We start from the raw sequence: 20,890 nt of genomic DNA on the forward strand, positions 1-20,890 counted from the left end.
TTCTGCGACCGGTGCCAGGCCAGGGATGGCCTCCTCCGGCGCACTGCGGTGCGCCGGCCCTCTTCCACTGAAACCTGCAGGAACGCCGTGGACCGCTCGCCCGTAACCGCCAGCCCCCGCACCTTGTTCTCCAACCCGCGCTGGGGCGTGCTGTCACGCTCGTTGGCTGCGATCTTCGGTGGCTACGCGCTGGCCTCGATGACCAGTGTGTTCTGCGCAGTGGCGCTGCCCGGCGCGCGCGGCCAGACCGTGCTGACCGGCATGCTGCTGGCGATCCTGGTCGCCGCCTGCGCGGCGTTGTGGGCGTTCGCCACCCGCAGCGCGCTGCGCGCCTGGGTCGGCATCCTCGCCCCCGCTCTGCTGATGGCTGCCATCGCGCGCATGCTGGGGGCCTGGGCATGAAGAACGGATTCCGCCAGTCGATGGCCTGGCTGCACACCTGGACCGGCCTGCTGGTCGGCTGGTTGCTGCTGCTGATCTTCATGGCCGGCACCGCCAGCTACTACCGCGAGGAAATCAGCCGCTGGATGCGCCCGGAGCTGCCGTCCAGCAACGTCAGCATCGACGTGGCCGCGCAGCGCGCGGTGGCCTACCTGCAGGCCAATGCGAGCCACGCCGAGAACTGGTTCGTCACCCTGCCGCAGCCGCGCAACCCGGCCATGCAGATGTTCTGGCGGCTGCCACCGGAACTGGCCGACCCCAGCCGTGGCCGCCGCGGTGGCTTCGGCGACGCCACGCTGGACCCGAACAGCGGCCAGGCACTGAAGGCGCGCGAGACCCGTGGAGGCGACTTCTTCTACCGCCTGCACTTCGACCTGCACTACATCCCGGTGTACTGGGCGCGCTACCTGGTCGGGTTCTGCGCGATGTTCATGCTGGTGGCGATCATCACCGGCGTGATCACCCACAAGAAGATCTTCAAGGACTTCTTCACCTTCCGCAAGGACAAGGGCCTGCGCTCCTGGCTCGACTTCCACAACGTCAGCGCGGTGATGGCGCTGCCGTACCACGCGATGATCACCTACACCGGCATCGTCACCCTGATGATCATGTACCTGCCGTGGGGAGTGAAGGTCGCCTACCCCCAGGACGAGGACAAATTCATCAGCGAGGCTTTCGGCGGCCTTCCGGAAGTGACCTCGCCCGCCGAGGGCCGCGCCACGCCGCTGCCGATCGCACAGTTGCTGGACAGCGCACGCGCGCATTGGCACGGCGTGGAGGTGGCCGGTTTCACCGTGTCCAATCCGGGGGCGGCCAATGCGGTGATCGACATCCGCCAGCGCGATGGCAAGCGCCTGTCCATCGACACCCCGGCCGTGCGTTACGACATGGTCAGCGGTGCTCTGCTTGAGGAAACGCCGCCATCGGGCGGTGCCACCGCCACCCGTGGTGTGCTGTACGGCCTGCACCTGGCGCGTTTTGCGGACTGGGGCCTGCGTGCACTGTTCTTCCTGTCCGGTCTGGTGGGCTGCCTGATGGTCGCCAGCGGCGTGGTGCTGTGGGCGGTGAAGGAACGACCGAAGCATGCCAAGAGTGGACGCACCGGCTTCGGCCTTCGCCTGGTCGATGCGCTCAACATCGGCACCGTGGCTGGCCTGCCGATCGCCTTCGCGGCGTACTTCTGGGGCAACCGCCTGCTGCCGCTGGACATCGCCGAGCGCGCGAGTGCGGAGGCCAACGTATTCTTCTACGCTTGGGCCGGCGCGCTGCTGGCCGCCTTCATCTGGCCGAAGCGAATGATGTGGGCGTGGCAGCTCTACCTGGGCGCGGCCGCGTTCGCACTGGTGCCGGTGGTCAATGCGTTGACCACGCATGCGCACCTGGGCAACACCCTGCGCAACGGCGACTGGGTACTGGCCGGCGTCGATCTTTCGATGATCGTCTTCGGCGCAATGCTGGCGATGTGCGGCTGGCGCATGCAGCGCTGGACGCCACCGCTGAGCGCGGCCGAGAAGAAGAAGCGTGCGGCGGCGGCGGCGCCAGTGGCTGTGGTCGAAACCGCCGAAGCGGAGGCCAGTGCATGATGCTGCTGGCGTTGACCCTGTCGTTTTCCGCGTTCACCGCGCTGTCGCTGGCGATGGAAAGACACCAGTACGACCTGCACGGCAAGGCTGCGGCCAGCCCGGCACGGCGCACGCAGTGGCGGGTGCTGGGCTGGGCCCTGCTGACGGTGGCGTTCGCGTTGTGCGTGGCCGATCACGGCTGGGCGATGGGCCCGGTGCTGTGGCTGGGCGCAATGACCATGTGCGGCGTGGCACTCTCGTTCGGGCTGTATCCGTACCGGCCGAAGTGGATCGCACCGCTGGCGATCACGCTGCCGGCGCTGGGGCTGGTGGTGGCGTTGCTGTAACCGCCATCCAGGCATGGCGTGGATCTACTGAACAACCATCCAGGCATGGCGTGGATCCACCGGCCAGACAGGGGTAGTGCCGGCCGCTGGCCGGCACCTCATGAACCCTTTGCGGATCTGACACCGTTGCCGGCCAGCGGCCGGCACTACCGGGCTTACCCCAGCCGCTTCAGTTCCCATGCGCGGTGGATGCGCGCGTTGCGCTCGAAATCCGGACCGATGGTGCGTGCGGTGATCTCGCGGCACTGGGCGAATTCGGCGATGGCGTTCTCTTCCAGCTTGAAGCGGCGGAAGTTGTTGGAGAAGTACAGCACGCCACCCGGTGCCAGCCGGGCCACCGCCGCCCGCAGCAGCTTCACCTGTTCGCGCTGCACGTCGAAATCATCGGCGCGGGCGGAGTTGGAGAAAGTCGGTGGATCACAGAAGATCACGTCGTACTGGCCGCGGTCGCCTTCCAGCCAGGCCATCGCGTCGGCCTGGACCAGCAGGTGCTGGTTGCCGCCCTGCCCGTTCAGCGCAAGGTTGTCGTAGCACCACTGCAGGTAGGTGGCCGACAGGTCGACGCTGGTGGTGCTGGCGGCACCGGCCACGGCGGCCTGCACGCTGGCCACGCCGGTGTAGCAGAACAGGTTCAGGAAACGCTTGCCACGCACCTGCTCGGCCATCATCCGGCGCAGCGGGCGATGGTCAAGGAACAGGCCGGTGTCCAGGTAGTCGAACAGGTTCACCTGCAGCAGTGCATGGTTCTCGCGCACCACGATGAACTCGTCACGCTGCTCGAAGCGGCCGTACTTGCTGCCGCCCTTGCCGCGCTCGCGCGACTTCATCGACACCTGCTCCGGCGGCACGCCGAATACTTCGCGCGCGGCGGCCAGCAGCTCGTTGCGGCGGCGGCGCACGTCGTTCTCGGGAATCGCCGCCGGTGCCGCGTACTCCTGCACATGCAGGAAGGTGCGGCGCTTGCCCCCGTCTTCCTCGTAGACATCAATGGCCGCCGCGTACTCCGGCAGGTCGGCGTCGTAGGCGCGGAAGCAGGTGATGTCCTCGCGGGCACGCCAGCTCTTGAACTTCTTCAGGTTCTTGCGCAGCCGGTTGGCCACCATCTGCGCGCCTTCGCTCAGCTCGCGCGGCTGTGCCGGATCACGACCCGGCACGGCAATCGGATCGCAGACGATCAGCGCGCATTCCAGCGCACCGTTGAACATCTGGTACTTCTTGCTGGCGCGCAGGCCAGTGGCGAAGGCCAGCTCGTCATTGCCGCACAGCAGGCTGGCACGCCACTGCGGCACGGCCTTCTGCAGGGCATTGCCCAACGCGCGGTACAGCGCCGGATCGGCAGCCAGGCGTTCGTCGTACGGCGGGTTACAGACCACCGCTCCGATCTCCTGTTCGGGCGCGGCCAGGTCGGCGACATCGGCGCGGGTGAAGCGGATCGCGTGGGCGACGCCGGCAACCTCTGCATTCTCGCGGGCGGCCTGGATCGCGGCCGGGTCGATATCGCTGCCATGGATGACCGGCTTCAGCGCGGCCAGGCCGGCCGCTTCGCGCTCGCGTGCTTCGCTCTGGATGGACTTCCAGGCCGCCTTGTCGAAGCCCAGCCAACGGCTCGGCGGCAGGCTGCCATGCCGCATCAGGCCAGGGGCGACGTCGGCGGCCATCAGTGCACCTTCGATCAGCAGCGTGCCGCTGCCACACATCGGGTCCAGCAGGCCGCCTCCGGCGGTGTGCAGGCGCGGCCACTGCGCGCGCAGCAGCAGCGCGGCGGCCAGGTTTTCCTTCAGCGGCGCCTCGTGGGCGGCACCGCGCCAGCCACGGCGATGCAGCGGGCCACCGCCGAGGTCGATCGACAGCGAAGCACGGCCCTTGCGCAGCGACAGGTTGACGCGCACATCGGGCAGGTCGGTGTTGACCGAGGGGCGCTCCAGGCCTTCATCACGCATCCGGTCGACGATGGCGTCCTTGATCCGCTGCGCGGCAAAGCGCGCATGGGTGATCTTGTCACCGGACACGTGTGCGTCCACCGCCAGGGTCATCTCCGGCGTGATGTGCTCGTGCCACGGCAGCGCACGCACGCCGTCATACAGGGCCTGCTCGTCCGGGCAGTCGAACTCGGCGATCGGCCACAGCACGCGGCTGGCCAGGCGCGACCACATCACGATCCGCAGCGCCTGCGCCAGTTCGCCCTCGGCGTTGACGCCGGCAATGGTGGCGGTGGCCTTGGCAAGGCCCAGGGCCGACAGTTCATCGGCAAGCAGGTATTCCAGGCCCTTGGCGCAGGAGACGAAGAATTTCACGGGGTCGGTTCGCAGGTGGTCGGGCGCGGCACAGGGGCCGGGCCGGTCGGAAAGGAGGGCCGTAGGCACGGCCGGCAGGCCCGCGCCGGGGGCGGCGGGGCTGCCATTGTAGTCAATGCGGGCGGGCGCGCCGTGCGCCCCGGCTTCACAGTTGCCGCAGCAGGCGCTCGAAGGCCTGCGCAGAGGCCTCCACGTGGCGCTCCAGGCGGTGGCCATCGTCAACCAGCAGCAACTGCGCCGAACGCGCCTGCGCCCAGGCAATCACGCCGGCAGCCGGTACCACGTCGTCATGCCAGGCCTGCACCACCGTGGTCGGCACCGCAGCGGCGTCCAGCGCCGGCATCGGGCCCATGGTGGTCGGCGGCACCATCAGGAACAGGCCGGCTACCGGCACCTGCAGCGAGGCGATGGCGGAAATGTAGGCGCCCAGGCTGGAGCCGGCCAGTACCACCGGCCCCTGACGGGCAGCGATGGCGGCGCGTTCAACCAGACGGCGCAGGCGGGTCGGCACGTCGCCCACCCGGCTGACCTCGCTCATCGCGTCCAGATCGGTGTAGTCGGGGCGCTCGTGGGTCCAGCCCAGGCGTTGGGCCACCTCGGCCAGCGCGGTGACCTTGGTCGCCTCCGGGCCGCTTTCGAAGCCATGGGAGAGGATGCAGTGGCCGCGACTCATGCGCGTGCTCCGTGGGCGCGGGCCAACCAGGAAAGAGAAGGCAGGTTCATGCCGCAATGCTAGCATCGCCGGATGCCCAACCCGCTCCTGCCCGGCCTGCAGCTGCAGCCCCTGCCCTACCACGACCGACTGCCGCTGCGCGATCCGGCCACGCTGGAGATGGTGGTGATCCACTGCACCGAGCTGCCCGATCTGGCGACGGCCCGCGAGTACGGCGAGCGCGTGCTGTATGACAGCGGTGCCGGCAACAGCGGGCACTTCTACATCGACCGCGATGGCAGCGTGGTGCAGTACGTTGCGCCCGAACGCGTGGCCCACCACGTGCGCGGCATGAACGCGCATACGCTGGGCATCGAGCTGGTCAATACCGGGCGCTACCCGCACTGGTTCGACAGCCGTCACCAGGCGATGGACGAGGCCTACACCGAGGCGCAACTGAAAGCGCTGGAGCGGCTGCTGCAGGCGCTGGTGGTGCGCTATCCGTCGCTGCAGCGGATTGCCGGGCATGACCAGCTGGACCTGGAGCAGGTGCCGGCCAGCGATGATCCGACGCTGAGGGTGGCACGCAAACGCGACCCGGGCCCGTTGTTCCCTTGGGCGCGGGTGCTGGCGAAGGTGCCGCTGCAGCCGGTTGGGTAAGCGGCAGGGCTGCGCCCTGCACCTGCGGTAGTGCCGGCCGCTGGCCGGCAACAGCAGGCTATCCATGGGATGGCAGGGTGGGCCCGGTTGCGGGGGACGCCGTAAATCCCCAGGCCGGCCCAGCCGCTGGCGGCTGTGCGTTCGGGCGCTCGCGAAGCAGTACTTCGCAAGCAAAGCGCCCTCACCCCTCGGGGCTTGGCCGCGGCATCCATGCCGCGGACACCCGCAACCGGACCCACCCCGCCTTCGACAGATTTCTGCCGCTGTTGGTGGGTGCCGACCGTTGGTCGGCACGGAGTCGAATCGATCGGAGGGTGCCTTTGTAGAGTCGAGCCGCGCTCCATGACCTGCGGGCGCCGATGATTTGAAGGCATCGCCATGCGCGTGGAGCCGGCCGCTCGGCTCTGGAGAGGCTCCGCGCTCGACTGCTTTCTGCTCGGATCGCTCAGGCGCCGGTCGCCACCGGGCGGCTGCTGTCGCTCACCCAGCCGCTCCAGGAGTCGGCATAGATGCGCGCGCCGCTCAGTCCTGCGCTTTCCATCGCCAGCAGCAGGTGGCAGGCGGTCACGCCGGAGCCGCACATCAGCACCACCTGCTGCGGATCGCGGTTGCCGATCACGCCCTGCAGTTCGGCGCGCAGTTCCTGTGCATCGCGCAGGCGGCCGTCGGCGACGTTCAACGCAAACGGGCGGTTGACCGCGCCGGGTACGTGGCCAGCGACCGGGTCCAGCGGCTCCACTTCGCCGCGGAAGCGTTCACCTGCGCGTGCGTCGACCAACCAGCCCGGTGCATGTTTCAGGCGCGCGGTGATTTCATCGGCGCTGGCGACCTGGGTGGTGTCGAAGCGGCCCGGGTAGGCAGGCAGCGCTGTCACTTCAGCCTGGCCGCTTTCCAACGCGTTACCGGCGGCCTGCCAGGCAGCGATGCCGCCGTCGAGCACAGCCACCTTGGTGTGCCCGATCAGGCGCAGCAGCCACCACAGGCGCGAGGCGGCCATGCTGCCGTCGCTGCCATCGTAGACCACCACCTGGGTGTCGAGGCCGATGCCCCACTGCCCCAGTTTCGCGGCAAAGGCATCGCTGTCGGGCAATGGATGGCGACCATGGCCGACGCGGCTGAGATCGGACAGATCACGGTTGAGATCGGCATGCACCGCAGTCGGTATGTGTCCTGCCAGGTACTGGCCGCCCGCAGCCTGCGGGTCCGCCAGCGAAGCACGCGCATCGACCACGCGCACGGCGGTACTGGCGGTGGCACGGGCGTCGACCACGCGTACGCCTTCGCCCAACGCGGCAGCCAGGGTGTCGACATCGACCAGGGTGGTCCACGGCTGCTTGATCGGGTTCATTGCACTTGCTCCAGGCGGCGACGCAGGTTGTAGAGGATGGCCGCGGTCGCCCCCCAGATGCGCTGGCCGGGCCAGCCATACTCAAGGACGTGGCGGATGCGGCCGCGATGATTGATTTCGACCTGGCGCAGGCTGTCAGGGGCCATCAGGTAGTCCAGCGGCACCTCGAACACTTCGGCCACTTCACTGGGCTGCGGCACCGGCACGAACTCCGGATCGACCACCGCCACCACCGGCGTGACCCGGTAGCCGGTGATCGTCACGAAGGGGTCGAGATAGCCAAGTGGCTGCACCTGGCTGGGCGCCAATGCGATTTCTTCCTGGCTCTCGCGCAGGGCGGCCGCCAGCGCGTCGCGGTCATCGGGTTCGGTGCGGCCACCGGGGAACCCGACCTGGCCGCCATGTGTACGCAGGGTTTCAGTGCGGCGGGTGAGGATGACCTGCGCGCCGTTGGCGCGCGGCACGATGCCGGCCAGCACCGCCGCCTCCACAGGCGGCCCCGGTGGCAGCAGGTCGATCAGCTCGCTGCGGTTCCAGCCGTCGCCGGCCGGCGGTTCGGCCAAAGGATGCAACGCGCGCACCAAGCGCTCGTGGTCGGCCAGCGATCCGCGTAGCGATTGCTGCAATTGTGCACGCAACGGTTGCACGCGGTGCAGGATGCGGCTGCGTTCCTCGTTGCTCATCGACGACCACCGCGCGATCTCATCGATATGCCGCCCGCAGCCGGCGCATTGCCGGTGCGGATCCAGCGTGCACACTCCGATGCAGGGACTTGCGACAACACGCGCCGTTTCTTCCATTGTTTGCACCCGGCAACAGTAGCGCGATCGGGCTGAATTTGCGCGGGTGGCCCGGCCCAACGGAAGAGTCGACTGTCAGTCGACGCTCGCGCGCAGCGCAGGCGTTTCACCGCCAGGGGCTGCACAAACAGAAACGCGCCGGTGGGATCACCGGCGCGTTTCGTTTGCTGTTTCGATTTACTTGACGCTGACCAGCTTGATCTCGAACTGCACAGCCACGTTCGGCGGGAACGGGGTGCGCGGATCGGCACCGTAGGCCTGGTCCGGCGGCAGGGTGACTTCCCACTTCGAGCCTGCCGGCATCTGCAGCAGGGTCTCGCGCATGGCCTTCATTTCGACGTCGCTGACCTTGATCGACGGGATCTGCTGGGCCGGGCGGGCTTCGGTCGGGCGCTGGCCGTACGGGAACGGACCGGCCACTTCCAGCTGCACGGTGCTGGCCTGGGTCGGCTTGGCACCCTTGCCGGCTTCGATCACGCGGTACTGGACGCCGCTCGGCAGCGACTGCACGCCGGCCTTGGCCTTGTTCGCCGCGATGAACTGATCGCTCTTGGTCTTGTTTTCGGCAGCAGCCTTCTCGTACTCGGCCTTGGCAGCCTGGGCACGGCCCTGCTCGCGCTTCTGGAATGCTTCAACGGCCGGCTTCAGCTGCTCGGCGGTGATCGCCGGCTGCTTCTTGGCGTAGGCATCCTGCAGGCCCTTCACCACCGAGTTGATGTCCAGCTGCTCACCACGACCGGTCAGCTCCGCCAGGTTGTTGCCGTAGTCGTAACCGAAGTAGTAGCTCAGCTTGCCCTTTTCGGACGAGACGTCCTGGGCGAAGGCATTGCCCGTCAGGGCCAGGGCCGCGACGGCGACCGCGATAGAACGCAACTTCATCAAACAGTTCTCCAGGGGTGGTAACTCAGGGACGTTCTGCGCCGCCCTGAGGCGACGGGTTAGGATAACGGGCGCAACGTGTAACCGCTACTCACGATGCAGGCTATGACCCGCCTGCGTTTGCAGAGTTCAATATCACTTTTTTTTAACGTTTCAGGAGTTTTCCCCGTGGCCGATGCCCTGATCGCTGTCTCCGACGACGGCGCCATCCGCACCGTGACCGTCCAGCGCCCGGACAAGCTCAACGCCCTCAACGCCGCGACCCTGGAGGCCCTTGCAGGGGCTTTCAGCGACGCCGCCGCCGATCCGGAGGTGCGCGTCGTGGTACTGACCGGGGCCGGTCCGAAGGCCTTCGTGGCTGGCGCCGACATCGCCGAGATGAACACACTCAGCGCGGTTCAGGGACGTGATTTCTCGCTGTCGGGCCAGACCCTGATGCGCCAGATTGAACGGATGCCGAAGCCGGTCATCGCACGCGTGAATGGTTTCGCACTGGGCGGTGGACTGGAACTGGCGATGGCCTGCCATCTGCGCATCGCCGCAGATACCGCCAAGGTCGGCCAACCGGAAATCAACCTCGGCCTGATCCCCGGCTTCGGCGGCAGCCAGCGCCTGCTGCGCCTGTGCGGCCGCGCCACCACCCTGGAGCTGTGCCTGCTGGGGGCGCCGATCACCGCCGCGCGTGCGCTGGAACTGGGCATCGTCAACGAAGTGGTGCCCGCCGACGCGCTGGACAATCGCGTGCAGGACATTGCCCGCCAGCTGGCACGCTCGGCCCCGCTGGCCCTGCGTGGCCTGCTGGATGCGGTGCACGTGGGCGGCGAATGCAGCCTGGACGCCGGGCTGGAGTTCGAAAGCGCGCAGTTCGGCCTGCTGTTCGCCACCGAGGACATGCGCGAAGGCACCAGCGCCTTCCTGCAGCGCCGCCCGCCGGCGTTCCAGAACCGCTGACGCCATGGCTTCCCGACCCAATCCCGCGCAGTTGTTCGCCCGGGTCCAGGCAGACGATCTTGACGGCGCCCTGCAGGCCGGGCTGATGGACTATGTCGCCCGCGCCGACGACGCGCAGTTGCTGCCCGGCCACCCGGAACTCCCGCAGCGGTTGCAGCAGGCCCAGCAGCAGCTTCAGGCCGCCTGGGCGGCACGCGAACGCTACCGCGCCCGTGCGGTGCGACTGGCCCGCCGCGAAGCCGAACGCGACGCGCGGCGCACGCCCGCCCCGGCGCCGGACGTGAAGCCCGCCCTTCCCGCCGCGGCAGCCGCCATCCTCGCCCGGGCCAAGGCCCGCGCCAGCGGCAAGGAGCAGTAATGGCGACCACGAAGAAAACCGCACGCGCCCCGGCGCGGCGTGGCGGCACGATGCCGCGCGCCGACGTGGTGGAGATGTTCACCCGCCTGCGCGAACTCAACCCGCACCCGAAGACCGAACTGGAGTACAGCTCGCCGTTCGAGCTGCTGGTGGCGGTGGCGCTGTCGGCGCAGGCCACCGACGTCGGCGTCAACAAGGCCACGCGCCGATTGTTCCCGGTCGCCAACACCCCGGCAAAGATCCTTGCGCTCGGTGAGGACGGGCTGAAGCAGTACATCTCCACCATCGGGCTGTTCAATGCCAAGGCGAAGAACGTGATCGCCACCTGCGCGATCCTGCTGGAGAAGCATGGCGGTGAAGTGCCGCGCGATCGCGAAGAACTGGAAGCGCTACCGGGCGTGGGCCGCAAGACCGCAAACGTGGTGCTCAACACCGCCTTCGGCGAGCCGGTAATGGCGGTGGACACGCACATCTTCCGCGTCGCCAACCGTACCGGCCTGGCCCCGGGAAAGAATGTGCGCGAAGTGGAAGACAAGCTGGTGAAGGTGATCCCCGCCGAGTTCCTGCTCGACGCGCATCACTGGCTGATCCTGCACGGACGTTACGTGTGCAAGGCGCGCAAGCCGGACTGCCCGGGCTGCGTGATCGCCGACCTGTGCCGGTTCAAGGACAAGACCGCGGCCGAGTGACGGCCGCATCCATGCAGGGCGTGGATCGACTGCAACCAAGGCGCAATCCGGGCGTCATACGCAAGCGGTTTCAATGGCAGGCCCTGCCGTGACGGGGCCTGCGGTGGATGTCTGCCGCGCGTGAACTGTCACATTTACGCAATCTTTACCTTCTAGCCTGCGCGCATCTTCCCACCTGCCTGCAAGGCTCCTCTCCATGAAACTGCATCACCAACTCCTGACGGTGGCCGTGGCTGCTGCGCTGTATGTGCCGGCTGCACACGCCGAAGTCGCCATCGACGTGATCGGCGGTTCGGAAATCACCTTCGAAGGCCTGGTCCAGGCCGACGGCAACTGGTTCCACAACGATGTGGTGGACCTCAACGGTGGCGACGCCGGCAACGGCAAGAACAGCGAATTCGAACTGCGTCGCGCCGAGCTGGTGCTCAAGGGCAAGGGCCCGGGCAACGTGGAGTGGGTGGTCGGCTATGACGCCAAGGCCGACAAGTTCCTCGACACCAACGTGAAGTACAAGCTTCTGGGCAACGCCAACCACTTCCTGCAGCTGGGCCAGTTCAAGCAGCCCAACAGCCTGGAAGAACTGTCCAGCACCAAGAACAACGATTTCATTTCCAAGGCAGCGGTCACCAATACCTATGCCATCGCCCGCCGCCTGGGCGGCGCGTACAGCTACGGCCAGGACAACTGGTCGGTGACCGCCAGCGCCTTCGGCCGCGAGCTGACCCGCAACCTGGCCCACGGCAGCGGCTACGGCGCGCGTGGCACCTGGGCCCCGATCAATGAAAAGGGCCAGGTCCTGCACTTCGGCCTGAGCTACGTCAACTACGACGCCGACGCCGACACCCTGCGCGTGCGTGCGCGTCCGAATGCCGACCTAGCCACTGCCCGCCTGGTCGACAGCGGCAATCTGACCGACACCGACCGCGTCAGCACCATCGGTGCCGAAGCCATGTACTTCCAGGGCCCGTTCAAGGCCCAGGCCGAGTACTACACCAGCAAGGCCAAGCGCTACGACCACGACAACTACACCAGCGACGGCTATTACATCAGCGGCGTGTGGAACGTGACCGGCGAGACCTGGAGCTACAAGGGCGGCACTCCGGGCACCGGCCTGCCGAACAACCCGGCCGGCGGCCAGTGGCAGCTGGGCGTGCGCTACGACCACATGGACCTCAATGACGGCAACCTCGCCGCCAATCCGGTCGCCGGTCGCCCGCCGATCGTCGATGGCGTGCTGGGTGGCAAGATGGACATCTGGACCGTGGGCGCGAACTGGTACCTGCGTTCCAACTTCAAGCTGATGCTCAACTACGTGATGGTCGACAGCAAGAAGTACAGCTCCACGGCGCGCGGTTTCGTCAACGACGATCCCAACATCGTGGAAGCCCGCGCGCAGTTCTTCTGGTAAGTCCCGCCACCTGCATTGAACCGCGAAGGCACGGCACCGGCCGTGCCTTCGTCGTTGCATCGGCACCCGCGCTGCCCAGCCGGCGCAGCGGACGTGACATCCCTCATGACGCATGTCACGCCCGCGTCATATGACAGACGCGGGCGTGTCACGCAACCGTTATGGAATGTGCACCGAAACGTCGGGCAACCGCCCTTCGACCACCACCCCAGGAGTCTCCCCGTGATCCACGCCTTCAAGTCGCGCGCCGCTGTCGCCATCCTGGCTGCATCGTCCGTGTTCGCCGCCAACGCCGCCGATATCACCGGCGCGGGCGCATCGTTCATCTACCCGGTCATGTCCAAGTGGTCGGCCGACTACAGCGCCGCAACCGGCAACAAGGTCAACTACCAGTCCATCGGTTCCGGCGGCGGCATTGCCCAGATCAAGGCCAAGACCGTTGATTTCGGCTCCTCCGACGCGCCGCTGAAGCCGGAAGACCTGGCTGCTGCGGGCCTGGCGCAGTTCCCGTCGGTGATCGGCGGCGTGGTGCCGGTGGTCAACGTGGCCGGCATCGCGCCGGGCGCGCTGAAGCTGGACGGCGCCGTGCTGGCCAACATCTTCCTGGGCAAGATCAAGACCTGGAACGACCCGGCCATCGCCGCGCTGAACCCGGGCGTGACCCTGCCCAACGCCAAGGTCACCGTCGTGCATCGTTCGGACGGCTCGGGCACCACCTTCAACTTCGTCAACTACCTGTCCAAGGTCAGCCCGGAGTGGAAGAGCTCGGTCGGTGAAGGCACCTCGGTGCAGTGGCCGGCCGGCATCGGCGGCAAGGGCAACGAAGGTGTTGCCGCCTATGTGAAGCAGATCAAGGGCGGCATCGGCTATGTCGAACTGTCCTACGCGCTGCAGAACAAGCTCTCCTACACGGCGATGAAGAATGCCGCTGGCAAGTTCGTGCAGCCGAGCGACACCTCGTTCGCTGCCGCCGCTGCCAGCGCCGACTGGGCCAACGCCCGCGACTTCTACCTGGTGATGACCAATGCGCCGGGCGCCGAGTCCTGGCCGATCACTGCCACCAACTTCATCCTGGTGCAGAAGACGCCGAAGAATGCTGCCAATGGCAAGGCGACCCAGGAATTCTTCCGCTGGGTCTACAAGAACGGCGATGCCCAGGCCCGCCAGCTGGACTACGTGCCGCTGCCGGACAGCCTGGTCCGCCAGATCGAGACCTACTGGTCGCAGAACCTGAAGTAAGCGCGTTCCCCCGCAGGAACGGGGGCGGCGGGTCCTCTCTCCCCCGCCGCTCCCACCCGGGCGCGAGATCCTCGAGATCTCGCGCTCTTCTTGTTTTCGGGGATGCACCTGCCTCTGTAGAGCCGAGCCGACGCTCGGCTGCGCTCTGGAGCGTGCGGACCAACGGTCCGCACCTACCGTGGGCAGGGAGCTGTCGCGCATTGACGCTGCAAGGACCAACCGGCCGTCATATCAGTGCGCAGATCCGGGGTTTCCGGGCACCTGCCGGATCGGCGCCAATCCTGTGAAACCCTTGTCAGAACGTGATCCAGGGCACCTCTGTCATGGTCGTAATACGGCTGTAACAAAAACATCATTTCATAGCCGCATCCGCCGACCACGTCGGCTCTTCCCCGCTATGGAGTGACCATGAAACTGCACTCGGCCGGCCTTGCCGCCCTTTCCCTGGCCATCGCCCTGGGCCTGTCGGCCTGCGGTGGCGACAAGCAGGCCGCGCAGCAGCCGGCCACTGATGCTGCCGCTGCCCCCGCCGCTGCCGGTGCCAAGGTGACCGCCGAAGTGTCCGGCGCGGGCGCGTCCTTCATCTTCCCGCTGGTCTCCAAGTGGTCGGCTGACTACAACGCCAGCACCGGCGCCAAGATCAACTACCAGTCGATCGGCTCCGGCGGCGGCATCGCCCAGATCAAGGCCGGCACCGTCGACTTCGGTTCGTCCGACAAGCCGCTGAGCAGCGAGGAGCTGGCCCAGGCCGGCCTGGCGCAGTTCCCGTCGGCCATCGGCGGCGTGGTGCCGGTGGTCAACATCGAAGGCCTGGAAGCCGGCAAGCTGCGCCTGAGCGGCGCCCTGCTGGCCGACATCTTCCTGGGCAAGGTCAAGACCTGGAACGACCCGGCCATCGTCGCCGCCAACCCGGGCGTGAAGCTGCCAGACGGCAAGATCACCCTGGTCCACCGTTCGGACGGTTCGGGCACCACCTTCAACTTCTCCAACTACCTGTCCAAGGTCAGCCCGGAGTGGAAGAGCAAGGTCGGCGAAGGCACCTCGGTGCAGTGGCCGGACGGCGTCGGTGGCAAGGGCAATGAAGGCGTCGCTTCCTATGTGAAGCAGATCAAGGGCTCGATCGGCTACGTCGAACTGGCCTACGCGCTGCAGAACGGCATGCCGTACACCGCCATGCAGAACGCGGCCGGCAACTGGGTCGAGCCGAGCGCGGAGACCTTCGCCGCCGCGGCCGCCAGCGCCGACTGGGCCAGCGCCAAGGACTTCAACCTGGTCATCACCAATGCCCCGGGCGAGCAGGCGTGGCCGATCACCGCCACCAACTTCATGCTGATGCAGAAGAAGCCGAAGGATGCCAAGCGCAACCAGGACACCCTGGCCTTCTTCAAGTGGGCCTTCGAGAACGGCCAGGCGCAGGCCAACGAGCTGCACTACGTGCCGCTGCCGGCCGAACTGGTCAAGCAGATCGAGGCCTACTGGGCGACCGACCTGAAGTGAGGGACTCGACGGTGCCCGCTCCGCGCGGGCACCGCTTGTTCCACGCCGTGCCGCCCCGCCCCTTCCTGGCCCAGCCGTCCCCATGAATGCCATCGCCCAGCCTGTAGCCGCCCCGTCCACGCGTGATGCGCGTGATGCCCGCAACGACACACTGTTCCGATGGGTGCTGGTCGGCACCGTCATCTTCGTCCTGATCGCCCTGGCCTGCGCCGCGCTGTCGATGCTGTGGGGCGGTCGCCATGCCCTGCAGATGCAGGGACTGAGCTTCTTCTTCTCCGCCGACTGGAATCCGGTCGAAAACAAGTTCGGCGCGCTCGCCCCGATCTACGGCACCCTGGTCACCGCCGTCATCGCGATGGTCATCGCCGTGCCGGTCAGCTTCGGCATCGCCTTCTTCCTCACCGAAGTCGCGCCGCGCTGGCTGCGTGGCCCGGTCGGTACCGCCATCGAACTGCTGGCCGGCATCCCTTCGATCATCTACGGCATGTGGGGCCTGTTCGTGCTGGTGCCGGTGATGACCGAGTACGTCACCCCGTTCCTCAACGAGACCCTGGGCGAATGGCCGGTGATCGGCCCGATGTTCCAGGGCCCGCCGCTGGGCATCGGCATGCTCACCGCCGGTTTCGTGCTGGCCATCATGGTCATTCCGTTCATCTCCTCGGTGATGCGCGAAGTGTTCCTGACCGTGCCGACCCGCCTGAAGGAATCGGCCTATGCGCTGGGCTCCACCAAGTGGGAAGTGAGCTGGGACATCGTCCTGCCCTACACCCGTTCGGCGGTCATCGGCGGCATCTTCCTCGGCCTGGGCCGCGCGCTGGGCGAAACGATGGCGGTGGCCTTCGTGATCGGCAACAGCGTGCGCCTGTCGCCGTCGCTGCTGGAACCGGGCACCACCATCGCTGCGCTGATCGCCAATGATTTCGGCGAAGCCACTGAGACCTACCGTTCGGCCCTGCTGCTGCTCGGCTTCGTCCTCTTCATCGTCACCTTCGTGGTGCTGGCCATCGCCCGCCTGATGCTGATGCGCCTGTCCCGCAAGGAGGGCAACTGATGTCCACCACCGCTGATTCGCTGTACCTGCGCCGCCGCATCGGCAACGTCGTTGCGATCACTGCGTCCTGCGCCACCGCCCTGTTCGGCCTGTTTTTCCTGGGCTGGATCCTGTTCACCCTGGCTGCCAAGGGCCTGGCCGGCATCAACTGGGATCTGTTCACCAAGATGACGCCACCGCCGATGCAGGACGGCGGCCTCGCCAACGCCTTCTTCGGCAGTGCCGTGATGTGTGCACTGGCCATCGGCATCGGCACCCCGCTGGGCGTGCTGGCCGGCACCTGGCTGGCCGAGTATGGCAACGCCCGCAAGGCCGGCACCGTGGTCCGCTTCGTCAACGACATCCTGCTGTCGGCGCCGTCCATCGTGCTGGGCCTGTTCGTCTACACGCTGTATGTAATGCAGACCGGCGGCAATTTCTCGGCGTTCGCCGGCGCCCTGTCACTGGCCTTCATCGTGCTGCCGGTGGTGGTGCGCACCACCGACGAGATGCTGCGCCTGGTGCCCTCGCAGATGCGCGAAGCGGCCCTGTCGCTGGGCATCCCGCAGTGGAAGGTGATCGTGCAGGTGCTGTACCGCAGTGCCTCGGCCGGCATCATCACCGGCATCCTGCTGGCGCTGGCCCGCATCTCCGGCGAGACCGCTCCGCTGCTGTTCACCGCCTTCGGCAACCAGTACTGGAACAACAACATCTTCCAGCCGATGGCTTCGGTGCCGGTGGTGATGAACCAGTTCGCCGGCAGCCCGTACGAATCCTGGCAGGTACTGGCCTGGGCCGGTGCCCTGGTGCTGACTGTCTTCGTGCTGCTGGTCAGCCTTGCCGCCCGCGGCATCCTGCTGCGCAACCGTATCTCCCATGACTGACCTTTCCGTGGACAACGCCATGAACGACCTTTCCAACGCCGTGCCGATGCAGCGCATCGCCGTGCCGTCCTCGCACGAGAGCCTGCACACGCCGTCGCCGGTGAAGCTGGCTGCGCGTGGACTGGACTTCTACTACGACAAGTTCCACGCCCTGAAGGGCATCAACCTGGAAATTCCGGAAAAGCGCGTGACCGCGCTGATCGGTCCTTCCGGTTGCGGCAAATCGACCCTGCTGCGCATCTTCAACCGCATCTACGCGCTGTACCCGAAGCTGGAAGCGCGCGGTGAAGTGCTGCTGGACGGCGAGAACATCCTGTCGCCGAAGTACCCGATGAACCGCCTGCGCAGCAAGGTCGGCATGGTGTTCCAGAAGCCGGTGCCGTTCCCGATGACCATCTTCGAGAACGTGGCCTACGGCATCCGCCACCACGAGAAGCTGAGCAAGGCCGACATGGCCGACCGCGTCGAGCAGGCACTGCGCCAGGGTGCACTGTGGGACGAAGTGAAGGACAAGCTGGGGCAGAGCGCGCTGGGCCTGTCCGGTGGCCAGCAGCAGCGCCTGTGCATCGCCCGTGCCGTGGCGCTGCGCCCGTCGGTGCTGCTGCTGGACGAGCCGACCTCGGCGCTGGATCCGATCTCGACCAGCCGCATCGAGCAGCTGGTGGAAGAGCTCAAGCACGAGTACACCATCGTCATCGTCACCCACAACATGCAGCAGGCCGCGCGCGTTTCCGACTACACCGCCTTCATGTACCTGGGCGACCTGATCGAGCACGACCGCACCGAAGTGATCTTCTCGCAGCCGTCGCAGCGGCAGACCGAGGACTACATCACCGGTCGCTTCGGCTGATCGACGCTGATTCTTCGCCACATGTCCCAGCCAGGCACGGCCTGGCTCCACCCGGATTTCAGACCATGAACCTTCCCAACGACCACATCGTCAAGAGCTACGACGAAGAGCAGCAGCGCCTGGTGGCCGAAATCGTGCGCATGGGCGAGATGGCCGTCGCCCAGCTCGAAGCGTCGATGGACGTGATCGAGAAGCGCGACGAGAACGCCGCCCATCGCATCATCGCCAACGACGAAGCCATTGATGCGCTGGAGCAGCAGATCAGCCATGACGTGATGCGCCTGGCCCTGCGTGGCCCGATGGCGCGCGACCTGCGCGAGATCCTCGCTGGCCTGCGCATCCCGGCCGACATCGAACGCATCGGCGACTATGCAGCGAACGTGGCCAAGCGTTCGATCGCGCTGGGCAAGGTGCCGCCGCTGCCGCAGATCCAGGGCCTGCGTGCGCTGGGCCGCCTGGCGGCGCAGCAGGTCCGTCGTGCCATTGCCGCCTACCGCGACAACGACGCCGACGCCGCACTGGAACTGCGCGAGGACGACGCCCGCCTGGACGCACAGTACACCGCGCTGTTCCGCGAGCTGCTGACCTACATGATGGAAGACCCGCGCAACATCACCCCGTGCACGCACCTGCTGTTCATGGCCAAGAACCTGGAGCGCGTGGGCGACCATGCCACCAACATCGCCGAGAACGTATGGTTCCTGGTGCACGGGGAGCAGCCGCTGCCGCCGCGCGAGAAGCGCGACGAGACCTCCAGCACCGGCCAGCCCTGACGCTGCACTGCAACACCGGAGTCGACTCCAAGGTGGCCGCTGTCCTGGTGACAGCGGCCCTCTTGTTTCTGGGCGTTCCGGCGATTCATCCACGCATGGCGTGGATCCACCGGGAACCGTGTTCCCCTTCTGTAACAAACCTCACGAAAATTTGAGGTCTTGGCGAGGATTCGTTGAGTAGGATCGCTGCACCATCGTTTCCACCGGCATCCCTGCCGGCCACCCGGGCACCCGCCCACACCACCCAGGAGCACGACCGATGAGCAGTTCCAACAAGACCCTGTCCCTGCTGACTGCTACCGCCCTGGCCGCCGGCCTTGGCATCACCGCCAATGCCTCGGCGCTGAGCATGAGCGACCTGGCCCAGGGCTATCTGGTGGCTGGCCAGGCTGCCAAGGCCAGCACCGATGCCAAGGGCGCCGAAGCCAAGACCTCCGCAGAGGCCGCCAAGCATGCAGAAGGCAAGTGTGGCGCAGATGGCAAGTCCGCCGAAGGCAAGTGCGGCGCCGACAAGGGCAAGGCTGCCGGTGCGGCAGCAGGCGCCAAGGCTCAGGCCGGCGACAAGAAGGCCGCCGAAGGCAAGTGTGGCGAAGGCAAGTGCGGTGGCAAGCACTGAGGTCCGCGCCAGCATCGCCAACCTGCGGTCGCCGCTTCGTGCGGCGGCCGTCGGGTTGGGGCTGCGCCGGGCGCTGTTGCAGGAGCTGCGCGATGCACCGGCTAGCGATTTCGATTTCCTCGAATGCGCGCCGGAGAACTGGATCCATGTCGGCGGCCCCGCCGGTGACGCACTGGCCGAGCTGGCACAGCGCCATCCGCTGAGCTGCCACGGCCTGTCCCTGTCGCTGGGCGGCACTGCGCCACTGGATACGCAGCTGTTGGAGCAGGTTGGCCAGTTCCTGGAAAAACACCGCGTGCCGCTGTACAGCGAACACCTGAGCTACTGCAGCGACGACGGCCACCTGTACGACCTGCTGCCGATCCCCTTCACCGATGAAGCGGTGCGCCATACCGCCGCACGCATCGCCCGCGTGCAGGACGTGCTGGGTCGCCGCATCGCGGTGGAAAACGTGTCCTACTACCTGGCACCGGAACCGGCGATGGACGAACTGGCCTTCACCAACGCCGTGCTTGCCGAAGCCGACTGCGACCTGCTGCTGGACGTCAACAACGTCTTCGTCAACGCCTGCAACCACGGTTACGACGCCGACGCGTTCATCGCTGGCCTGCCCGCAGACCGCATCGTCTGCCTGCACGTGGCCGGGCATCTGGACGAGGCACCGGACCTGAAGATCGATACCCACGGCAGCGCGGTGATCGGCCCGGTCTGGGAGCTGCTGGCACGCACCTATGCGCGCATCGGCGCTCGCCCCACCCTGCTCGAACGCGATTTCAATTTCCCGCCCTATGCCGAACTGCGCGGCGAACTGCAGACCATCCGCCGCCTGCAGGCCGTGCACGCGGAGGCGGCATATGGCTGATACCCCCGCCACGCTGCGTGCGCAGCAGCACGCATTCACCGCCTATCTGCGAGATCCCCAGGGCGTGCCGCCACCGGGCGGGCTGGAGCCACGGCGCGTCGCGGTCTACCAACGGCTGCTGTTCAACAACCTGCTCGGCCTGTTGAGCAACGGCTTTCCGGTCTGCGTGCGCCTGCTCGGCGTATCAGCCTGGAGCGGACTGGTGCGCCACTACTTCGCAACCCATCGCTGCCAGACGCCGCTGTTCACCGAACTGGCCGCCGAATTCGTGCAGTGGCTGCAGGCACAGCCGCAGCTGCCACACCCTGCGCTGGCCGAACTGGCCCACTACGAGTGGGTGGAAACCGCGCTGTACCAACTGGACGCCGAACCGCTGCCGGTCGTAGCGGACATCGACCCGCTGCGGGTGCCGCTGCAGCGCTCACCGCTGGCGTGGCCGCTGCTGTACCAATGGCCGGTGCACCGCCTCGGCGCCGAGGACGCACCTACCCAGTTGCCGGCCGAGCCGACCGGCCTGCTGGTGCGTCGCGAGGCCGATGGCGAGGTGCGCTTCGCCGTACTCAGCCCGCTGGCGGTGTACCTGCTGTCCAGCATCGGGGAGCAGCCCGGCCTCGATGGACATGCCTATCTGAAGCAACTGGCCGCCGCGCATGGCCTGGCCGAACAGGCGCTGGCCGAACCCGGTGCCGCGCTGCTGCAGCAGTTCCTGCGGGCCGGCGTGATCGGCCCTTTGACCGCACCTGCCTGACA

The 20,890-nt window shown here is 67.1% G+C and carries 22 protein-coding genes; 17 read left to right on the plus strand and 5 right to left on the minus strand.

Annotated features, from left to right (window positions below):
* Positions 1-87: 87 nt before the first annotated feature.
* Genes VG543_RS00815 through VG543_RS00825 form a run of 3 tightly spaced genes read left to right on the plus strand, consistent with a single transcriptional unit; the run spans position 88 to position 2,350 of the window.
* Positions 88-402 (plus strand): DUF3649 domain-containing protein, encoded by a 315-nt coding sequence (locus VG543_RS00815; protein WP_021203544.1) that lies wholly within the window; start codon positions 88-90, stop codon positions 400-402.
* On the plus strand, positions 399-2,024 hold the full coding sequence (locus VG543_RS00820) for a PepSY domain-containing protein (protein WP_423177482.1): 1,626 nt from the start codon (positions 399-401) through the stop codon (positions 2,022-2,024). The genes VG543_RS00815 and VG543_RS00820 overlap by 4 nt, the downstream gene beginning before the upstream one ends.
* On the plus strand, positions 2,021-2,350 hold the full coding sequence (locus VG543_RS00825) for a DUF3325 domain-containing protein (protein ID WP_019659066.1): 330 nt from the start codon (positions 2,021-2,023) through the stop codon (positions 2,348-2,350). Before VG543_RS00820 ends, VG543_RS00825 begins: the two co-directional genes overlap by 4 nt.
* A 155-nt stretch (positions 2,351-2,505) precedes the next feature.
* Here VG543_RS00825 and rlmKL read toward each other — a convergent pair whose 3' ends face one another.
* Together rlmKL and VG543_RS00835 are read right to left on the minus strand one after the other, a co-directional pair.
* Positions 2,506-4,644: a bifunctional 23S rRNA (guanine(2069)-N(7))-methyltransferase RlmK/23S rRNA (guanine(2445)-N(2))-methyltransferase RlmL gene (gene rlmKL / locus VG543_RS00830; protein ID WP_134729479.1), complete on the minus strand. Its 2,139-nt coding sequence runs from the start codon at positions 4,642-4,644 to the stop codon at positions 2,506-2,508.
* Between the two features lie 145 nt (positions 4,645-4,789).
* Positions 4,790-5,317 (minus strand): alpha/beta hydrolase, encoded by a 528-nt coding sequence (locus VG543_RS00835; protein WP_024958728.1) that lies wholly within the window; start codon positions 5,315-5,317, stop codon positions 4,790-4,792.
* A 72-nt stretch (positions 5,318-5,389) separates the two neighbouring features.
* Here VG543_RS00835 and VG543_RS00840 point away from each other — a divergent pair, with 72 nt between their 5' ends.
* Positions 5,390-5,956, plus strand: coding sequence for an N-acetylmuramoyl-L-alanine amidase (locus VG543_RS00840; RefSeq protein ID WP_021203541.1), 567 nt, complete (start codon positions 5,390-5,392; stop codon positions 5,954-5,956).
* Between the two features lie 445 nt (positions 5,957-6,401).
* On the opposite strand, the gene VG543_RS00845 is transcribed toward VG543_RS00840, so the two are convergent.
* From VG543_RS00845 to VG543_RS00855, 3 genes are all read right to left on the minus strand, one after another.
* Positions 6,402-7,304 (minus strand): sulfurtransferase, encoded by a 903-nt coding sequence (locus tag VG543_RS00845; protein ID WP_021204111.1) that lies wholly within the window; start codon positions 7,302-7,304, stop codon positions 6,402-6,404.
* A complete protein-coding gene (locus VG543_RS00850; RefSeq protein ID WP_423177484.1) occupies positions 7,301-8,104 on the minus strand; it encodes a CoA pyrophosphatase in 804 nt (267 codons plus the stop codon). Before VG543_RS00850 ends, VG543_RS00845 begins: the two co-directional genes overlap by 4 nt.
* A gap of 177 nt (positions 8,105-8,281) precedes the next feature.
* Positions 8,282-8,983, minus strand: a complete 702-nt coding sequence (locus VG543_RS00855; RefSeq protein ID WP_019659072.1) for an FKBP-type peptidyl-prolyl cis-trans isomerase N-terminal domain-containing protein — start codon at positions 8,981-8,983, stop codon at positions 8,282-8,284.
* Positions 8,984-9,151: 168 nt separating this feature from the next.
* Between VG543_RS00855 and VG543_RS00860 the strand changes: the two genes are divergently transcribed.
* The 13 genes from VG543_RS00860 to VG543_RS00920 all read left to right on the plus strand — a co-directional run bounded on the left by VG543_RS00860 (position 9,152) and on the right by VG543_RS00920 (position 20,888).
* Positions 9,152-9,934, plus strand: coding sequence for an enoyl-CoA hydratase/isomerase family protein (locus tag VG543_RS00860; protein ID WP_423177486.1), 783 nt, complete (start codon positions 9,152-9,154; stop codon positions 9,932-9,934).
* Positions 9,935-9,938: 4 nt separating this feature from the next.
* Positions 9,939-10,292, plus strand: a complete 354-nt coding sequence (locus tag VG543_RS00865) for a hypothetical protein (protein ID WP_005408795.1) — start codon at positions 9,939-9,941, stop codon at positions 10,290-10,292.
* Positions 10,292-10,981 (plus strand): endonuclease III, encoded by a 690-nt coding sequence (gene nth, locus VG543_RS00870; protein ID WP_155029213.1) that lies wholly within the window; start codon positions 10,292-10,294, stop codon positions 10,979-10,981. Before VG543_RS00865 ends, nth begins: the two co-directional genes overlap by 1 nt.
* 196 nt (positions 10,982-11,177) lie before the next feature.
* The gene (locus tag VG543_RS00875) at positions 11,178-12,389 is read left to right on the plus strand and encodes an OprO/OprP family phosphate-selective porin (protein ID WP_423177487.1); all 1,212 of its coding nucleotides are present in this window, start codon (positions 11,178-11,180) and stop codon (positions 12,387-12,389) included.
* A gap of 222 nt (positions 12,390-12,611) precedes the next feature.
* A complete protein-coding gene (gene pstS, locus VG543_RS00880) occupies positions 12,612-13,628 on the plus strand; it encodes a phosphate ABC transporter substrate-binding protein PstS (protein WP_005415897.1) in 1,017 nt (338 codons plus the stop codon).
* A gap of 408 nt (positions 13,629-14,036) precedes the next feature.
* Complete coding sequence (pstS, locus tag VG543_RS00885) at positions 14,037-15,125, plus strand: phosphate ABC transporter substrate-binding protein PstS (protein ID WP_019659078.1); 1,089 nt, start codon at positions 14,037-14,039, stop codon at positions 15,123-15,125.
* 82 nt (positions 15,126-15,207) lie between these two features.
* Positions 15,208-16,176: a phosphate ABC transporter permease subunit PstC gene (gene pstC / locus VG543_RS00890; RefSeq protein ID WP_019659079.1), complete on the plus strand. Its 969-nt coding sequence runs from the start codon at positions 15,208-15,210 to the stop codon at positions 16,174-16,176.
* A complete protein-coding gene (pstA, locus tag VG543_RS00895; RefSeq protein WP_005415894.1) occupies positions 16,176-17,039 on the plus strand; it encodes a phosphate ABC transporter permease PstA in 864 nt (287 codons plus the stop codon). The genes pstC and pstA overlap by 1 nt, the downstream gene beginning before the upstream one ends.
* Positions 17,040-17,058: 19 nt before the next feature.
* Positions 17,059-17,889, plus strand: coding sequence for a phosphate ABC transporter ATP-binding protein PstB (pstB, locus tag VG543_RS00900; RefSeq protein WP_005408788.1), 831 nt, complete (start codon positions 17,059-17,061; stop codon positions 17,887-17,889).
* Between the two features lie 65 nt (positions 17,890-17,954).
* Positions 17,955-18,662: a phosphate signaling complex protein PhoU gene (phoU, locus tag VG543_RS00905; RefSeq protein WP_005408787.1), complete on the plus strand. Its 708-nt coding sequence runs from the start codon at positions 17,955-17,957 to the stop codon at positions 18,660-18,662.
* A 259-nt stretch (positions 18,663-18,921) separates the two neighbouring features.
* Positions 18,922-19,278, plus strand: a complete 357-nt coding sequence (locus VG543_RS00910; RefSeq protein WP_058979473.1) for a hypothetical protein — start codon at positions 18,922-18,924, stop codon at positions 19,276-19,278.
* Positions 19,265-20,140, plus strand: a complete 876-nt coding sequence (locus tag VG543_RS00915) for a DUF692 domain-containing protein (RefSeq protein WP_423177488.1) — start codon at positions 19,265-19,267, stop codon at positions 20,138-20,140. The genes VG543_RS00910 and VG543_RS00915 overlap by 14 nt, the downstream gene beginning before the upstream one ends.
* Complete coding sequence (locus tag VG543_RS00920) at positions 20,133-20,888, plus strand: DNA-binding domain-containing protein (protein WP_134734947.1); 756 nt, start codon at positions 20,133-20,135, stop codon at positions 20,886-20,888. Before VG543_RS00915 ends, VG543_RS00920 begins: the two co-directional genes overlap by 8 nt.
* Positions 20,889-20,890 lie beyond the last annotated feature (2 nt).

The sequence above is a fragment of the Stenotrophomonas sp. CASM101 genome, assembly GCF_049384845.1.
GTDB classification, from domain to species: domain Bacteria; phylum Pseudomonadota; class Gammaproteobacteria; order Xanthomonadales; family Xanthomonadaceae; genus Stenotrophomonas; species Stenotrophomonas hibiscicola.

What these genes read in the sequence shown, in the direction of transcription:
- VG543_RS00820 (WP_423177482.1), top strand. Translation starts at nt 399, where the DNA reads ATGAAGAACGGATTCCGCCAGTCGATGGCCTGGCTGCACACCTGGACC.
- VG543_RS00825 (WP_019659066.1), top strand. Translation starts at nt 2,021, where the DNA reads ATGATGCTGCTGGCGTTGACCCTGTCGTTTTCCGCGTTCACCGCGCTG.
- VG543_RS00835 (WP_024958728.1), bottom strand. Translation starts at nt 5,317, where the DNA reads ATGAGTCGCGGCCACTGCATCCTCTCCCATGGCTTCGAAAGCGGCCCG.
- VG543_RS00840 (WP_021203541.1), top strand. Translation starts at nt 5,390, where the DNA reads ATGCCCAACCCGCTCCTGCCCGGCCTGCAGCTGCAGCCCCTGCCCTAC.
- VG543_RS00845 (WP_021204111.1), bottom strand. Translation starts at nt 7,304, where the DNA reads ATGAACCCGATCAAGCAGCCGTGGACCACCCTGGTCGATGTCGACACC.
- VG543_RS00850 (WP_423177484.1), bottom strand. Translation starts at nt 8,104, where the DNA reads ATGGAAGAAACGGCGCGTGTTGTCGCAAGTCCCTGCATCGGAGTGTGC.
- VG543_RS00855 (WP_019659072.1), bottom strand. Translation starts at nt 8,983, where the DNA reads ATGAAGTTGCGTTCTATCGCGGTCGCCGTCGCGGCCCTGGCCCTGACG.
- VG543_RS00865 (WP_005408795.1), top strand. Translation starts at nt 9,939, where the DNA reads ATGGCTTCCCGACCCAATCCCGCGCAGTTGTTCGCCCGGGTCCAGGCA.
- nth (WP_155029213.1), top strand. Translation starts at nt 10,292, where the DNA reads ATGGCGACCACGAAGAAAACCGCACGCGCCCCGGCGCGGCGTGGCGGC.
- VG543_RS00875 (WP_423177487.1), top strand. Translation starts at nt 11,178, where the DNA reads ATGAAACTGCATCACCAACTCCTGACGGTGGCCGTGGCTGCTGCGCTG.
- pstS (WP_019659078.1), top strand. Translation starts at nt 14,037, where the DNA reads ATGAAACTGCACTCGGCCGGCCTTGCCGCCCTTTCCCTGGCCATCGCC.
- pstC (WP_019659079.1), top strand. Translation starts at nt 15,208, where the DNA reads ATGAATGCCATCGCCCAGCCTGTAGCCGCCCCGTCCACGCGTGATGCG.
- pstA (WP_005415894.1), top strand. Translation starts at nt 16,176, where the DNA reads ATGTCCACCACCGCTGATTCGCTGTACCTGCGCCGCCGCATCGGCAAC.
- pstB (WP_005408788.1), top strand. Translation starts at nt 17,059, where the DNA reads ATGAACGACCTTTCCAACGCCGTGCCGATGCAGCGCATCGCCGTGCCG.
- phoU (WP_005408787.1), top strand. Translation starts at nt 17,955, where the DNA reads ATGAACCTTCCCAACGACCACATCGTCAAGAGCTACGACGAAGAGCAG.
- VG543_RS00910 (WP_058979473.1), top strand. Translation starts at nt 18,922, where the DNA reads ATGAGCAGTTCCAACAAGACCCTGTCCCTGCTGACTGCTACCGCCCTG.
- VG543_RS00920 (WP_134734947.1), top strand. Translation starts at nt 20,133, where the DNA reads ATGGCTGATACCCCCGCCACGCTGCGTGCGCAGCAGCACGCATTCACC.